Origin of the sequence: Nocardioides sp. JS614 (assembly GCF_000015265.1) — a bacterium.
Classification (GTDB): domain Bacteria; phylum Actinomycetota; class Actinomycetes; order Propionibacteriales; family Nocardioidaceae; genus Nocardioides.
The window spans coordinates 1,433,997-1,448,566 of record NC_008699.1 but is presented as its reverse complement, the minus strand read 5'-3'; the positions used below and the strand labels follow the sequence as shown (position 1 = coordinate 1,448,566).

General features: G+C 72.6%; 16 protein-coding genes and 1 tRNA gene. 8 read left to right on the top strand and 9 right to left on the bottom strand.

Translation table 11 applies throughout. The annotated features are described in order from the left end of the window. Window positions 1–75 precede the first annotated feature (75 nt). The gene (locus NOCA_RS08350) at window positions 76–570 is read left to right on the top strand and encodes a MarR family winged helix-turn-helix transcriptional regulator (RefSeq protein ID WP_011754832.1); all 495 of its coding nucleotides are present in this window, start codon (window positions 76–78) and stop codon (window positions 568–570) included. A gap of 246 nt (window positions 571–816) precedes the next feature. Here NOCA_RS08350 and ettA read toward each other — a convergent pair whose 3' ends face one another. The 5 genes from ettA to NOCA_RS08325 form a co-directional block, all read right to left on the bottom strand. Next, on the bottom strand, window positions 817–2,499 hold the full coding sequence (gene ettA / locus NOCA_RS08345; protein ID WP_011754831.1) for an energy-dependent translational throttle protein EttA: 1,683 nt from the start codon (window positions 2,497–2,499) through the stop codon (window positions 817–819). Between the two features lie 72 nt (window positions 2,500–2,571). Further along, window positions 2,572–3,021, bottom strand: coding sequence for a single-stranded DNA-binding protein (gene ssb, locus NOCA_RS08340; protein ID WP_041546398.1), 450 nt, complete (start codon window positions 3,019–3,021; stop codon window positions 2,572–2,574). A gap of 146 nt (window positions 3,022–3,167) precedes the next feature. Then, window positions 3,168–4,835 (bottom strand): GTPase, encoded by a 1,668-nt coding sequence (locus NOCA_RS08335; RefSeq protein WP_011754829.1) that lies wholly within the window; start codon window positions 4,833–4,835, stop codon window positions 3,168–3,170. Between the two features lie 73 nt (window positions 4,836–4,908). Continuing rightward, window positions 4,909–6,627, bottom strand: a complete 1,719-nt coding sequence (locus NOCA_RS08330) for a dynamin family protein (protein ID WP_011754828.1) — start codon at window positions 6,625–6,627, stop codon at window positions 4,909–4,911. Continuing rightward, window positions 6,624–7,757, bottom strand: a complete 1,134-nt coding sequence (locus tag NOCA_RS08325) for a PrsW family intramembrane metalloprotease (protein WP_011754827.1) — start codon at window positions 7,755–7,757, stop codon at window positions 6,624–6,626. Before NOCA_RS08325 ends, NOCA_RS08330 begins: the two co-directional genes overlap by 4 nt. Window positions 7,758–7,825: 68 nt before the next feature. On the opposite strand from NOCA_RS08325, the gene NOCA_RS08320 reads away from it, so the two are divergent. The 7 genes from NOCA_RS08320 to NOCA_RS28635 all read left to right on the top strand — a co-directional run bounded on the left by NOCA_RS08320 (window position 7,826) and on the right by NOCA_RS28635 (window position 12,415). Beyond that, on the top strand, window positions 7,826–9,268 hold the full coding sequence (locus NOCA_RS08320; protein WP_011754826.1) for an aminopeptidase P family protein: 1,443 nt from the start codon (window positions 7,826–7,828) through the stop codon (window positions 9,266–9,268). Window positions 9,269–9,497: 229 nt separating this feature from the next. Further along, window positions 9,498–9,854 carry a cupin domain-containing protein gene (locus NOCA_RS08315; protein WP_011754825.1) on the top strand — a complete coding sequence of 119 codons (357 nt, stop codon included), beginning with the start codon at window positions 9,498–9,500 and terminating at the stop codon, window positions 9,852–9,854. Between the two features lie 15 nt (window positions 9,855–9,869). Beyond that, window positions 9,870–10,199 (top strand): hypothetical protein, encoded by a 330-nt coding sequence (locus tag NOCA_RS27940; protein WP_011754824.1) that lies wholly within the window; start codon window positions 9,870–9,872, stop codon window positions 10,197–10,199. Between the two features lie 3 nt (window positions 10,200–10,202). After that, entirely contained in the window at window positions 10,203–10,460 is a 258-nt protein-coding gene (locus tag NOCA_RS27935; protein WP_011754823.1) for a hypothetical protein, read from the top strand. A gap of 273 nt (window positions 10,461–10,733) precedes the next feature. After that, window positions 10,734–11,978, top strand: coding sequence for a metallophosphoesterase family protein (locus NOCA_RS08305; RefSeq protein ID WP_158305645.1), 1,245 nt, complete (start codon window positions 10,734–10,736; stop codon window positions 11,976–11,978). Between the two features lie 65 nt (window positions 11,979–12,043). Further along, window positions 12,044–12,117: transfer RNA gene (locus tag NOCA_RS08300), tRNA-Arg, on the top strand. Window positions 12,118–12,223: 106 nt separating this feature from the next. Next, on the top strand, window positions 12,224–12,415 hold the full coding sequence (locus NOCA_RS28635; RefSeq protein ID WP_083768101.1) for a DUF2188 domain-containing protein: 192 nt from the start codon (window positions 12,224–12,226) through the stop codon (window positions 12,413–12,415). Here NOCA_RS28635 and NOCA_RS08290 read toward each other — a convergent pair. The 4 genes from NOCA_RS08290 to NOCA_RS08275 form a co-directional block, all read right to left on the bottom strand. Beyond that, window positions 12,340–13,023: a DUF6766 family protein gene (locus tag NOCA_RS08290; RefSeq protein ID WP_011754821.1), complete on the bottom strand. Its 684-nt coding sequence runs from the start codon at window positions 13,021–13,023 to the stop codon at window positions 12,340–12,342. The two genes, NOCA_RS28635 and NOCA_RS08290, sit on opposite strands and share 76 nt — an antisense overlap. Window positions 13,024–13,107: 84 nt before the next feature. Beyond that, window positions 13,108–13,521, bottom strand: coding sequence for a hypothetical protein (locus NOCA_RS08285; protein ID WP_083768100.1), 414 nt, complete (start codon window positions 13,519–13,521; stop codon window positions 13,108–13,110). Between the two features lie 74 nt (window positions 13,522–13,595). Continuing rightward, entirely contained in the window at window positions 13,596–13,820 is a 225-nt protein-coding gene (locus NOCA_RS08280) for a hypothetical protein (protein WP_011754819.1), read from the bottom strand. Between the two features lie 49 nt (window positions 13,821–13,869). Continuing rightward, window positions 13,870–14,523, bottom strand: a complete 654-nt coding sequence (locus tag NOCA_RS08275; protein ID WP_011754818.1) for a response regulator transcription factor — start codon at window positions 14,521–14,523, stop codon at window positions 13,870–13,872. Window positions 14,524–14,570: the final 47 nt, after the last annotated feature.

Sequence of the window (14,570 nt, the reverse complement as noted above, 5' to 3'; positions counted from 1 at the left end):
GCGCCCGGACCGAGGTCACACCACCCATCCTCCGATGCCGCCACGCCGCCTCGGACGAGGATTTAGACTGCGAGGGTGACCGACACCGGGGGAGACGACACGCGCTGGCTCGATGACCAGGAGCAGCGCTCGTGGCGGGCGCTCCTGATGGGGATGACCCTCCTCCTGGACCGACTCGACGACGAGCTGCGGCGCCGCTGCGAGCTCTCCCTCGTGGAGTACGAGATCCTGGTCCGCCTCTCCGAGGCGCCGGACCGGAAGATGCGGATGGCCCAGCTCGCCGACGCTCTCGCGCACAGCCGCAGCCGGGTCACGCACACGGTCGCGCGGATGGAGCACGCCGGGCTCGTGCTCCGCAAGAGCTCCCCCGACGACGGCCGTGGCGTGGTCGCGACCATGACCGACAAGGGGTTCGACCTGCTGGTGCGGATGGCGCCCACGCACGTCGAAGGGGTCCGCGCCCACCTGGTCGACCTGGTCAGCCGCGAGGACTTCGAAGCGGTCGGCCGGGTAATGAACGCCGTCGCCGACCACCTCGTCGAAGCCCACCCCGAGATGGAGATGCGCTGACCTCGACGCGCGTCAGCGCGTCGAACGGAAGCGGTTCGAGCGAGCGCCCGCGGCTGAGCCTGCGAAGCCGCGACGGCGCATGTCGAGACCCAGGAGGCGCGGGGGGCACTGAGGCGAGCGAGACCCCGCAAGCGAAGGCAGGCCGGCGCCGCCCTGCGTCGGCGCGGGGTCTCGACGAGCTCGACCACCGGTGCCGCGCTCGACCACCGGTGCCGCGTGCGATGATCACCCGCGGCGCCGGACCGCTCAGTCGCGGGTGAGCCGCCGGTGGGTGACCCGGTGCGGGCGGGCGGCCTCGAGGCCGAGGCGCTCGATCTTGTTCTCCTCGTAGGACGCGAAGTTCCCCTCGAACCAGAACCACTTCGCGTCGTCCTCGTCGTCGCCCTCCCAGGCGAGGATGTGGGTCGCGATCCGGTCGAGGAACCAGCGGTCGTGGGAGGTGACCACGGCGCAGCCGGGGAAGTCCAGGAGCGCGTCCTCGAGCGAGGACAGCGTCTCCACGTCCAAGTCGTTGGTCGGCTCGTCGAGCAGCAGGAGGTTGCCGCCCATCTTGAGGGTGAGGGCGAGGTTGAGCCGGTTGCGCTCTCCGCCGGAGAGCACGCCCGCCTTCTTCTGCTGGTCGGGGCCCTTGAAGCCGAACGAGGCGACGTAGGCGCGCGAGTTCATCTCGAAGTTCGCGACCTTGATGAAGTCCAGGCCGTCGGAGACGACCTCCCAGACGTTCTTGTTCGGGTCGATGCCGCCGCGGCTCTGGTCGACGTAGGAGATCTTGACGGTCTGGCCGACGGTGAGCTCGCCCTCGTCGGGCTGCTCGCTGCCGGTGATCATCCGGAACAGCGTGGTCTTGCCGACGCCGTTGGGTCCGATCACGCCGACGATGCCGGCGCGCGGCAGGGTGAAGGACAGGTCGTGCATGAGCGTGCGGCCCTCGAAGCCCTTGGCCAGCCCCTTGGCCTCCAGCACTACGTCACCGAGCCGCGGCCCGGCGGGGATGTTGATGTCGGAGGTGTCGATCTTGCGGGCGCGGTCGGCCTCGGCGGCCATCTCCTCGTAGCGGGCCAGCCGGGACTTGCTCTTCGCCTGGCGCGCCTTGGGGTTGGAGCGGACCCACTCCAGTTCCTTCTCGAGCATCCGGGCGCGCTTGGCGTCCTTCTGGCCCTCGATCTTCAGGCGCTCCTTCTTGGTCTCCAGGTAGGTGGAGTAGTTGCCCTCGTAGCCATGGATCTGGCCGCGGTCGACCTCGGCGATCCACTCGGCCACGTTGTCGAGGAAGTAGCGGTCGTGGGTCACCGCGAGCACGGCGCCCGGGTAGCTCTTGAGGTGGCCCTCGAGCCACTGCACCGACTCGGCGTCGAGGTGGTTGGTCGGCTCGTCGAGGAGCAGCAGGTCTGGCTGCTGGAGCAGCAGCTTGCACAGCGCGACCCGGCGGCGTTCACCTCCGGACAGGTTGTCGACCAGTGCCTCGGGCGGCGGGCAGCGCAGCGCGTCCATGGCCTGGTCGAGGCGGCTGTCGAGGTCCCACGCGTTCGCGTGGTCGAGGTCGGTCTGCAGGTCGCCCATCTCGGCGAGCAGCGCGTCGTAGTCGGCGTCGGGGTTCGCGAGCTCCTCCGAGATGGCGTTGTAGCGGTCCAGCTTGCCCTTGATCTCGCCGACCGCCTCCTCGACGTTCTCCAGGACCGTCTTGCCCTCGGTCAGCGGCGGCTCCTGCTGGAGCATGCCCACGGTGGCGTCCGGGTCGCGGATGGCGTCGCCGTTGTTGGGGTGGTCCAGGCCCGCCATGATCTTGAGCAGCGAGGACTTGCCGGCACCGTTGGGGCCGACGACGCCGATCTTCGCCCCGTGCAGGAACGAGAGCGTCACGTTGTCGAGGACGACCTTGTCGCCGTGGGCCTTGCGCACGTTGCGCAGGGTGAACACATATTCCGCCATGGGGCCCGAGCCTAGTTGGCGAACGGCGGCGGGACCCGATCGGGGGGCCGCGACGCCGAGTGCCGACGGCTCTCACGCGGCGACCTCCTCCCGCGACGCCTCCTGGGCGGCCTCCGGCGTCGGCTCCGCGACGGCCGCCTCGGCGGCGCCGTCCTGGTCACGGCGCGGCGTCCGGGTGAACCGGCTGGTGCCGCGGGCGAGGTCGTGGCCGATGTGGGTGGCCTCGATCTCGAAGCCACTGACCTCGACGTTCTCGGCGTTGACCCAGACCCGCAGGTCGAGGCGGCCGTGCACGACGATCGGGTCCCCGCGGCGCAACGAGGATGCGCAGTTCTCGGCGAGCTGGCGCCAGACGTTGACCGTGTACCACTGGGTCGCGCCGTCGGACCAGTTCTCGGTGCGCCGGTTGAAGCGTCGCGGCGTGCACGCCACCCGGAAGCTGGCCACCGAGACGTCGCCCGCGCGCCGCAGGGTCACGTCGCTGCCGAGCCAGCCGTGCATCGTGATGAGCGATTCGTTCATGAAGGTCTCCTTGCCTCGTCGGGGTTGTCCCGGTTCCAGGCTGGGCGGCCGCGCCGACGCCCGGACGGTACGGCGGGAGACCCTGTGGGGACCGGTGCCGGAGCCCACGCTGTGGACGGCAGCCGGGTCGGGAGTGAGGCTCAGCCTCAGGCGAGCGCGCGGGCCAGGCCGTTGCGGACCGCCGTGTAGGCGGCCAGCTCGATCTCCACCGGGTCGACGACCAGCTCGTGCGAGACCTCGGCGACCGCCCCGCGGAGGCGTTCGTCGGTCGCCTCCGCGCGCCGGCGCGCGGCCCCGGCGACCCCGATCCGGCTCACCAGGGCGAGGAGCAGCCCGAGGCCGATCCCGCCGACCAGGAGCACCAGCGCGAGCGCCACCCCGGCGACCTGCGGGGTGTCGGCATCCTGGAGCTTGCCGGAGCCGGCGAGCACGCCCGTCCACACCAGTCCCGCGAGGCTGGCGAGGAGCAGCAGCCACTGGAGCACCCGCACCACGCCGGCCCAGAACGGCAGCCGGGCCGCGCCGACCTCGGCGCCGGCGAGCGCGGCGTCGAGCCGCTCACCCAGCTCGTCGAGCCGTGAGACCGACGCGCGGCGCACCGCCTCGACCCACGGATGGGCGAGGCCGCTGGAGACGTCGTCGGCGAGGGTGCGCACCTCGGTGTCGACCCGGGCGCGCTGCACCTGCGCCGTCTGCGGCGTGGTCGCGCGACCACCCGCGAGCTGGCGGCCCGAGAGCTGGCGGCCTTCGGCGTCCGCGTCGAGGTCGAGGTGGCGCAGCGGGTCCGGCTTGATCCCCGAGATCCAGGTGAGCACGGGCCAGCCGGTGGCGCGACCCAGCCGCATCCGGGTCGAGCGCTCCACGGCGTCGACGATCGTCGGCACGCCCGCGGCCTCGGCGAAGGCGTCGTCGAGGGCGGTCACCCGCTCCGGTGCCAGGACCCGGGTCGGGGCCTCGCCGGAGGCAGCCGACAGCTCGCTGGCGGCGGCCTTCACGTCCGCGTCGATCCGCGACCGGGTGGCACGCTTCTCGCCGGCCCGTCGGGCGATCTCGGCCCGCAGCTCGGGGATGCCGATGCCGTGCCGGGCGCTGACCGGGAGCACCGGCACCCGGTCGAGACCGTCGGCGTCGAGCAGCCGGCGTACGTCGTCGAGCATCGACTGGCGGCGCTCCTCCGGCACCGTGTCGATGTGGTTCAAGACGACCAGCATCACGTCCTGGTGCTCCGCGGACGGCGCGAGGTAGCGGTCGTGGATGGCCGCGTCGGCGTACTTCTGCGGGTCGAGGACCCAGACCAGGAGGTCCGCGAGGTCGACCAGGCGGTTCACCTCGAGGTGGTGCGCGACCTCCGTCGAGTCGTGGTCGGGCAGGTCGAGGAGCACCACCCCGTCGAGCTCGGAGTCGGCGCCGCGCCGCCCGGAGTCGAGCATCGAGTCCCGCGTGGTCTGGTGCCGCGGCGGGATGCCCAGCCACTCGAGCAGCTCCTCGGCACCGTCGCGTCCCCACACGCAGGCGGACGCCCAGGAGGTGGTCGGCCGGCGTACGCCGACGGCGGACAGCTCGAGGCCGGTGAGGGCATTGAACGTCGAGGACTTGCCCGAGCCGGTCGCGCCACCGATCGCGACCACCGTGTGGGTCGCCGAGAGCCGCAGCCGCCCGGTGGCGCGGTCGACGACCGCCTGCGCCTCGGTGACGAGCCCGTCGTCGAGCCGGCCGCGCGCGGCGTACGTCGCCGCGTCGAGACCCTCGATGCGGGCACCGATGTCGGTACCACGGGTGACCAGCTTCTTGGCCCCCTCGAGCAAGGACGTCATGTTCTCCCTCGACCCGTCAGCAGCGGGGTGCGGCGGTGGGACAGGTCTCCTCCCACCCTAGATGCTCGGGCGCTCACGACGTGGGCTCGACTCCCGCCCGAGCCTGCTCGAACCTCCGGTCATCGATGCGGCGCGAGGCCGCCCGCAGCCGGTCGGGAGCGTCCGCGGGCAGGTCGAGACCGTCGAGGACCGCGGCGTACCGAGCACGCTCGCTCTCGGCGAGCCCGGTCAGCCGCCGCTCGAGCGAGGCCCCCGCGCGCTCGACCAGGGAGTCGACGGTCGCGCCACCGAGCACCGCGTCGAGCAGCGTGCGGCCGAGGTCGTCGACCACGGGCGCGCCCCGCCGGAACGTCGCCACCATGAGCGCGACGCCCAGGCCGTGCACGCCGTAGGCGAGGAAGCGGGCGCTGGTGCGCTTGTCGGCGGTCTCGGCGCGCACCAGGTCGAGCACCTCCTCCTGCCAGGCACGCACCTCCGACTCCGCCCGGCGCCGCAGGTCACTCGCGGCCCTGCCGAGGTCGTCGCGACCGGCCAGCAACCCCCGCCCCGCCTCGGACTCCGTCCAGGCGGCGTGCACCCGTGCGGCTGCCGACTCGGCGTGATCGAGCACCAGCGCCTCGGCGGCGGCCTCGACCGCCACCAGCACCCGGTCGGCCTGCTGCGGCGTGCCCTTGACCGCGCTGACGACCCGGTCGCGCAGCCGGCCGACCCGGTTGTCCAGGCTGCGCAGCAGCTCACCGGTGCCGATCAGCTCCTGCCACCGGGCCAGGACCTCCCCGCGCAGCAGGGTCTCGTCGCCGGACTCCGCGACGAGCCCGGCCGCGGCCGCGTCGTACGCCTCGGCCGTCAGAGCGCGCAGGTCGGCCACCGCCTCGAGCTGGGCGACGGCCGCGTCGGCGATCTGGTAGGTCTGCCGGCCCAGGGTCCGGATCGTGCCGTCCAGGGTCTGCCGGACCACCAGGGCGCGCGCGTCCCCGTCCTCGGCGAGCGAGACCAGCCAGCCCCGGATCTCGGCGACCTCCGCCGCCGCGAGCAGCCCGGCCTCGGAGATCGGCGCCTCGTTGACGGTGAACAGCGGCGAGTCCTTCAGGCCACGGCTGGCGAGCATCCGGGCCAGGTGGGCGGCCACGGTCTGCACGGCGTCGGCGGGCGTCCGGTCGAGCACGACGGCGACCGCCGTCGACCGCTCGGCGGCTTGGCGCAGGTAGTCCCAGGGCACCTGGTCGGAGTAGCGCGCCGCCGAGGTGACGAACAGCCACAGGTCGGCCGCTGCGAGCAGCTGGGCCGCGATCGTCCGGTTGTGCTCCTCGACCGAGTCGACGTCCGGGGCGTCGAGGATCGCGAGCCCCTCGGGCACGGTCTCGCAGGCCACGAGCTGCAGCGCGTGCGGGTCGTCGGTGGTGCGGTCGGTGCGCACCAGGTCCGGCAGCAGCCGGTCCTGCCCGAACCAGGTCGCGTCGTCGGGGTGGTGCACCAGCACGGGCGAGCGGGTGGTGGGTCGCAGCAGGCCGGAGGCCGTGACCCGGCGGCCGACCAGCGAGTTCACCAAGGTCGACTTGCCGGCCCCGGTCGAGCCACCGACGACGACCAGGAGGGGTGCGTCGACCGTCATCTGCCGCGGGATGACGTAGTCCTCGAGCTGGTCGATCATCTGCTGCCGCGACGTACGCCGCTCCTCGACCCCGGCGACCTCCAGCGGCAGCCGCGCGGCCTGCAGGGCACCACGCAGCTGCACCAGGGCGGTCAGCATCCGGGTGTCCATCGGGTCGCTCTCGTCGCGGGAGAGACTCATCTGGTCGGTACCACCTGTCCGGGGAAGGCGATCGACGGCCGCAGGGCCGCGATCCGCTGGAGGAACTGCTGTCCGCGCTCGGCGTAGTCGGGCGGCGGGGTGCCGCGCAGGAAGCGGTAGTGCAAGAACCCGAGCTCGATGGCGGCCTGCTGGTAGTCGCGCACCGCGCGCTCCGCCGGCCGGCCGCCCAGCTGGCGCGCGTAGGCGCGGCTGCGCCTGCGGGCCCCGAGGTCGACGACCCAGCCGATGTCGGTCGCCGGCACCAGCCCTCGACGCGCGGCGTCGGTGAGGGCGGCGGCGAGAACCCGACGCTCGGAGCTGCGCACCCACACCGCGAGGCCGGTCAGCGCCACGAAGGCGGGTGCCATCAGCACGACGTACGCGATGACGAAGTTGTCGAAGCCGTAGACCGTGGAGGTGTTCCAGACGGCATGCGCGACCACAGCACCCGCGTACCCGCCCAGCGGCCACAGGATGCGGGCCGGCCGGCTGCGGGCGTTGACGGCGAGTCCGACCCCGATGCCGGTGAACGCCGTGAACAGGGGATGGGCGAACGGGCTGAACAGGCAGCGCACCACGAACGTCGCGGTGAGCGCCTCGGTGCCGCCCGGCCCCGCGCCGTCGGTGCCGTTGTACGCCGCGGCCAGGTAGAGGATGTTCTCGGTGAAGGCGAAGCCGATGCCGACCATGCCGGCGTACACGATGCCGTCGAGCACGCCGTCCAGCTCGGCCAGGCGCCACCACAGGAGCAGCAGCAGGAAGATCCCCTTGCTGGCCTCCTCGGTGACCGGCGCGACGACGGCGAGGCTCTGGTTGTCGGTGAAGGAGAGGACGAAGCCCCCGACGCCCTGGATGAGCAGGGCGGCCGCGGTGGCCACGAAGCAGCCCCAGAGCAGGCCGGCCGCGAGCAGGGTGCGCGGCTCCGGCTCGTAGCGGTCCAGCCAGAGGTAGCAGGCCACGAGCGGGCCCACCGGCAGCGCCGCCAGCACGGTGGCCAGGGCCAGGGACCCGGGGGCGCCGGAGAAGGCCAGCAGCGCCAGGATCGCGAGCGCGCCGAGACACACGAGCACGGTCACCACGACCGCGAACGCGACCGACGAGGTCGCACGGTCGCGGCGGGCTCCAGGCATGGACGCCAGCCTATCGGGGCAGGTCCGCGGGGCCGCGGTCCTGGCGGCCCCCGGCGTACAGTGACCGCGTGAGCGAGCAGACCCCGCCCGAGGGCACCGACCCGTCCACCCAGCCCACGGCGCCGAAGACCGAGTCCCACGATCCTGCCGTCCCGGCCGCCTACGCGGCGTTCATGCGCGAGGGCTGGGGCGACCGCGAGCTCGACCTGCCGGTCCAGCCGGTCGCGACCCCTGCAGCACTGCGGCGCGCGCGGCTCGCCGAGGCGTTCCCCGGCGAGCGCCTCGTGCTGCCGGCCGGTACCTTCAAGGTCCGGGCCAACGACACCGACTACCGGTTCCGCCCGGACACCGCTCACACCTACTTCTCGGGCAACCAGACCAGTGACGCCGTCCTCGTGGTCGCCGACGGCGAGTCCGTGCTCTACGCCCGGCCGCGCTCGTCGCGCGAGACCGACGAGTTCTTCCGGGACCGGCAGTACGGCGAGCTCTGGGCCGGGCGCCGCCCCTCGCTCAAGGAGATGTCGGACTCCCTCGGCCTCCCGGTGCGTCACCTCGACGACCTCCCGGCCGCTCTGAGCGGTGGCGGCAAGACGCGGGTGCTGCGCGGGGTGTCCGCCAGCGTGGACACCGCCGTGAGCCCGGACGAGGCCCGCGACTCCGAGCTCGCTCGCGTCGTCTCGGAGATGCGGCTGGTCAAGGACGACTGGGAGCTCGAGCAGCTCCAGGAGGCCTGCGACATCACCACGCTCGGGTTCGAGGACTCGGTGCGCGAGTGGGCCGACGTGCTGCGCTACGGCGAGCGCTGGATCGAGGGCACCTTCTTCCGCCGCGCCCGGGCGATGGGCAACGACATCGGCTACGACTCGATCGTCGGCGGCGGCTCGCACGCCACCACGCTGCACTGGATCGAGAACTCCGGCGCGATCACGCCCGGTGAGCTGGTGCTGCTGGACATGGGCGTGGAGAACCGGTCGCTCTACACCGCCGACGTGACCCGGACCCTGCCGGTCGACGGCCGCTTCACCGACCTGCAGCGCGAGCTCTACGACCTGGTGCACGCAGCCCAGGAGGCGGGCATCGCCGCGGCCGTCCCCGGCCAGCCGTTCCGCTCGATCCACAACGCCGCGATGGCGGTGCTGGCGCACGGCCTCGAGGGCCTGGGGCTGCTGCCGGTCTCCGCGGAGGAGGCGCTGGACCCCGAGAGCCGGGTCTATGCCCGCTGGACCCTCCACGGCACCAGCCACATGCTGGGGCTCGACGTGCACGACTGCGGCCAGGCCGCACCGGAGGCGTACGCCGACGGCACCCTCGCCGCGGGCATGGTGCTCACCGTGGAGCCCGGCCTGTACTTCCAGGAGGACGACCTGCTGGTGCCCGCGGAGCTGCGGGGCATCGGCATCCGCATCGAGGACGACATCCTCGTCACCGCGGGCGCGCCCCGGAACCTCTCCGCGGCGCTCCCGCGGACCTCCGGGGACGTCGAGGAGTGGATGGGCGCGCTGCGCCGCTGACGAGTGAGCTCTGGCGCGGCGGCCCGTCCCGCCCTCACCACCTGAGGGAGAAGGGGTCTCCCACCCGGGCCGAATCGCGCCTACGCTCAGCAGGAGCCGACGATGTCGGCACCACGCGCACCCATCTCACGACTCGCGCTCGGACGAGCCCGCCGGTACCGCCGGACGGTAGGGCCGCCGGTGGCCCTGGCAACTCTCTCTCGATCTCCCCTGCATGAATCGAGGCGTCATGTCCTCTGCCCTTCAGAACATCGACAAGCCCCACGAGACGCGCCCGTTCCGCGCCCACGGTCACATGGACGTGGTCACCCTGGGCGACTTCACCCTCGGCCGCGGCACCTTCGAGCCCGGCTGGCGGTGGTCCGAGGACGTCCGGCCGATCGCCGGCACCGACTCGTGCCAGGTCCGGCACACCGGCATCTGCCTGTCCGGCCACATGACCATCAAGTACGACGACGGCACGGAAACGATCGTCGGGCCCGGCGACGTCCTGGTCGCAGAGCCGGGGCACGACGCCTGGGTGATGGGCGACGAGCCGTGCGTGCTGCTCGACACGGGCGTGGCGGCGTACGCCACGCCGCGATGAGGGACGGGGACGGCCATGTTCCTCCAGGTGATCAAGGCGCCCGCCACGCGCCACGATGACGTTCGCGCAGCGCTGGACTCGTGGGAGTCCGAGCTCGGTGGAGGGGCCGCGGGTTGGCTGGGCGGCACCTACGGCTTCACCGACGACGGCCTGTTCCTCGCTCTCGTGCGCTTCGACTCGGTCGAGCACGCGCGGGCCAACTCCGACCGACCCGAGCAGGGCGCCTGGGCGCAGCGGTTCAGCGCGACTCTCGACGGGCCACCGGAGTTCGACGACTACGACGACGTGTCGGTCTTCCTCGACGGCGGCTCCGACCGGGCCGGCTTCGTCCAGGTGATCCAGTGACGGGTGGCGGACCGCAGTGTGGTCGAGCGCCTGCTGCAGACGACCGGCGCGCTGCGGGAAGCCCGTCCGGAGATCATCGGCGGCACGATCGGCGTCGCCGACGACGGATCGTTCACCAAGACGATCGCGTTCGATGACGAGCCGGCCGCACGGGTGGGTGAGAAGGCGGAGCCCCCACCCGAGGTGAGGGAGCTGCTCGGCGAGATGATGGCGGGAGCCCGCTACTACGACCTGCACGACCCCTGGTTCGCGTCGCCGTGACCCACGCCGGCTGGGGTGCGGTCGGCTCGGCGACCGCGCCGCAGTCCCCGGGTGGGGCCGGTGCCCGCGGAGCGACCACCCCGCGACCTGTTCGGGGGCGTTCCGTAGGCTCGAGGTGGCAGGAGTCGGCGGTGGGCCCTCGGTTGATGCTCGCGCGCCGGCCACCTCGGCGCCGTCGTGGCGTCCGCTCGACGAAAGGGCCGACCCATCACTCGTCCGACCTCGCTGCGGCGGCGGCTGCGCTCGACGCGTCCCGCGGCCGCCCTGATCGGCGTGGTCACCGCCGCCCTGATCCTCGCCCCCCTGATCGTCGGCTGCGCGCCGGGGACGACGTCGACGACGGGGCCGACCGCGCACCGGCCGCGGATCGTCAACGCCCAGGCGTTCCCCGCCGAGCAGGAGCCGACGTACACGTTCGTCGCGGCGCCGGACTTCCTCAACCAGGACGTCGGCGACCTGCGGACGCTGCCGTCGTGGCACCGGGGCGACCCCAACTCGTGGACACCGCAGCTGCAGCACGGCATCCGCCGCTTCCTCGACGAGATCGCCTCCGTACGACCGGGCTCGGTCCTGGTCCCCGGCGACCTCGTCGAGGGCCGGTGGGGCCAGGACCGGCTCGGCACCGGCATCTTCGGGCCGGTCACGACCCGGGCGCAGAAGGAGCGGGCCGTGCAGCGCGCGGCGAGGTTCTACTACTCGACCTACCTGCGCCGGTTCGAGGTCCGCGGGCTGACCCTGCACGCGGCGCTCGGCGACCACGAGATCGGCGACAACTTCTGGGACCACCGCTCGGCGTGGTCGGACTTCAAGCGCCGCGAGATCGGCCTGTTCAAGGAGCAGTTCGCCCGGCACTTCACCCGGCTCCCGTCGGGGAAGCCGCGCTACCAGCACCGCCCGGTGGGCACCATCTGGTCGGACACGGCGTACGCCGTGCACCTGTCCCCCGACGTCTTGCTGGTCAGCCTGGACGAGTTCCACCGCCGGGACGGTGACGTGCACCTGGAGGTGCAGGGCGGCCAGCTGCGGTGGCTGCGCGCCACCTTGAAGCAGGCGCGCGCCGACGGGATCCCGTGGGTGATCGTGCAGGGGCACAACCCGGTCCTGATGCCGGTCCGTGAGGTCTCCTCCTCGGGCGGCCACATCGAGGGCGGGCGCCGGTCCGCACTGTGGCGGACGATGGCGCGCTACGGCGTCGACCTGTACCTCAACGGCGAGGTGCACGCCACCACGATGCGACAGGCCGACGGCGTCACCCAGGTCTCCACCGGAGGGCTGCTCTACCGCGGCGACGCGACCTACCTGGTCGCGCGGGTCTTCGACGACCGGATCGAGATGGACGTCCGCGAGCTGGCGGCCGAGCGCCAGGGCGGCAAGCTGTGGCAGACCACCGGCCCGCGCACCCTGGCCCGCACCCGCTACCTCGACCGGCCCAGCTCCTCGATCGGCTCGCTGACGCTGACCTCCGACGGCCGGGCGCTCAACCAGGTCGGCCTGCTCCAGGCGTACGACGCCCGCTGACCGCCGCCTCCGCCTCGGCGGCCGGGACGGCGCTATCCTTGCGCCCGGGCCGCTCCGGGCCCGCGGCCCCCGTAGCTCAGCTGGATAGAGCAGCGGCCTTCTAATCCGCCGGTCGCAGGTTCGAGTCCTGCCGGGGGCGCCTCTCGTTCCGGCATCGCCGCGATCCGCTCGACCGCGCCTCGACTCTTGGCGTTGGCCGGGCCGTCCTCGGGTACCGGCCCGGCAACCGACCGAAGGAGAGCGCCATGCCAGAGGGCGACGTCGAGACCTACCACGCCGACGGCTCGTGGAAGAACCGGATCGAGGGCCACGGCGACCTGTCGGCCACCTACGACACGCGCGAGGACGCGGTCTGGGCTGGTCAGCCGTCGACGCCGGTCGCTCCGTGCGCTTCGCCGACCGGCTTGCTCTGGGACGACCCACGCTGCCGCAGGTAGATCGCGAGGACCGCCATCGTCCCGATGGCGAGGAACTCGCTCTGCCAGTTCTGCAGCGTCCGGTTCCAGAAGTCGGCGTTCGCCAGGTAGGACCCCCACCCGATGGGGTCCTGCAGGCGCTGCAGCCGGGTCTCGTTGTACGACGCCCAGCCGGCGACCGACTGTACCGACCAGGACCCGAGGAAGATGGCACCCATCACCATCGCCAGCGACGAGGAGTACACGCGGGTCCGCCAGCCGCCGCGTGCCCACCGGGGTGAGTCGGCCTCGGCGTACTCCCCCACCAGCTGGTCCTCGTCGGACTCGCGTCCGACCTTGTCGAGCTCCTTGGACTCCGGGGAGCCGCGCTGGACCAGCCAGACCGTGGCCGTGAGGTAGAGCCAGAACTGCAGGAACTCGCTCTGCCAGTTCTCCGCGACGTCCACGGCGAAGTCGGCCGAGGTGACGTACGAGCCGAAGCCGATGCTGCCCAGCCCCTCGGCGACCTGCTCGGCGTTGACCTGGTGCCACCCGGCGTAGGCCTGGGCGACGAGCGACGCCGCGAACAGGAGCCCGAAGAACAAGCTCAGCGAGTTCTCGCGCACGAACTTCCCGATGACCCGGCCCATCAGGCGTGCCTCAGGCCGATGACCATCAGGTACACCAGGCCGGTCGAGATCAGCACGAGGTAGCCGAGGAACACGACGCGCACGTCACCCTCCCTTGATCCGGCAGTCGTAGGGACCGTGCGCCTGCGGGACACAGGCCGCCGCCAGCACCCGCCAGCCGAACCGGAAGCGGGAGAGGAACACCGTGTCGTCGGCGTAGCGGACCTGCGCCATGGTGCCGAAGACCTGCACGGCGGCGGCGCCGTCCGCCGCCGGCACCTCCTCGGAGAGGATCGCCCGCGGGCAGGGTGCCTTCGCCGACTGCTGCAGCTCACGGCGGGTGTTGGGGGCCAACGCAGCGCAGGCGGTCCCGCCGTCGTCGGACCCGATCGCCGCGTAGAAGGCGTCGGCGACTCCCCGCACGTCACCATCCTGGCTGCTCCCACAACCGGCGACCGCGACCAGGACGAGCACCCCGGCGAGGGCGGTCGCCGCGCTGCTCCACGGCGATCGACGCATGGTCGGGAGGTGCCCGGGTCGCGACGACCGCAAACGGTCCGGAGCGGGGCTCCGGCGGTCCTCAGCTCCCGGGCTCAGCGGTCCTCGGGGTGGTCGTCCTCGGCGATGGGGCGCTGGTACTGCTCGCGCTCCGCCGGGTCGAAGTCCTCCTGGTCGGGCCGGTTGACCTGCTCCTCCGGCGACTCGTCCAGGGTCTCCGCCGCGCTGGCGTTCGAGACGCCCTCCTCGTCCGGGATGGCGTCGGTGTCGACCGCACGGAGCTCCTCCACCGGCTGCTTGGTGTGCTCTCGATCTCCCATGACGATCCGGTACCCGTCCGCGGCACCGGCATGCCCGGCGCGAGCGGGCTCAGTGACCGGTCGCGACGCTGCGGAGACGGTCGGGCGAGAAGCCGTGGGTCATCCCCCAGGCGACCGCCTGCGCCCGCCGGGTGACCTCGATCTTGCGGTAGGCGGTGCGGATGTAGGTCTTCACCGAGTTGATGGACAGGTAGGTGTGCTCGGCGATCTCCTGGTTGCTCAGGCCCTGCGTGATCAGCGCCAGCACCTCCGCCTCGCGGGCGGTGAGACCGACGTCGCGACCGGGCCACTCCCCCGTCACCTCCCGGTCGGCGGTCTCGGCGGACGGCGGCGGCGCGACGGTCTCACCGCGGTGGATCGCCTCGATGGCGGCCACGATCTCGCCGGCGTTCAGGGCCTTGGAGAGGTAGCCGGCGGCCCCGCGCTCGAGCGCCCGCTGCACGAGGTCGGGCTGCAGGTTCCAGCTGAAGATCGCCACCGGCACGGCGTCGCCGGCGAGCAGGTCCTCGAGGTCGACCGCGTCGCCCTGCACCTGGCCGAAGGTGTCGTAGAGGATCACGTCCACGTCACTGATGACGGGCAGCCCCGAGTCGAGCTCGACGACCGCGACGCGGTCGTGGTGGGGGGCGAGCATCGCCGCGACTCCCGCGATGACGATCTCGTAGTCGTTGACGATCGCGACCCGGATCGGCGAGTTGGACATGGCGTCACCCTATGCCGCCGCCGCGCGAGCGCCAGTGTGATGCGGTC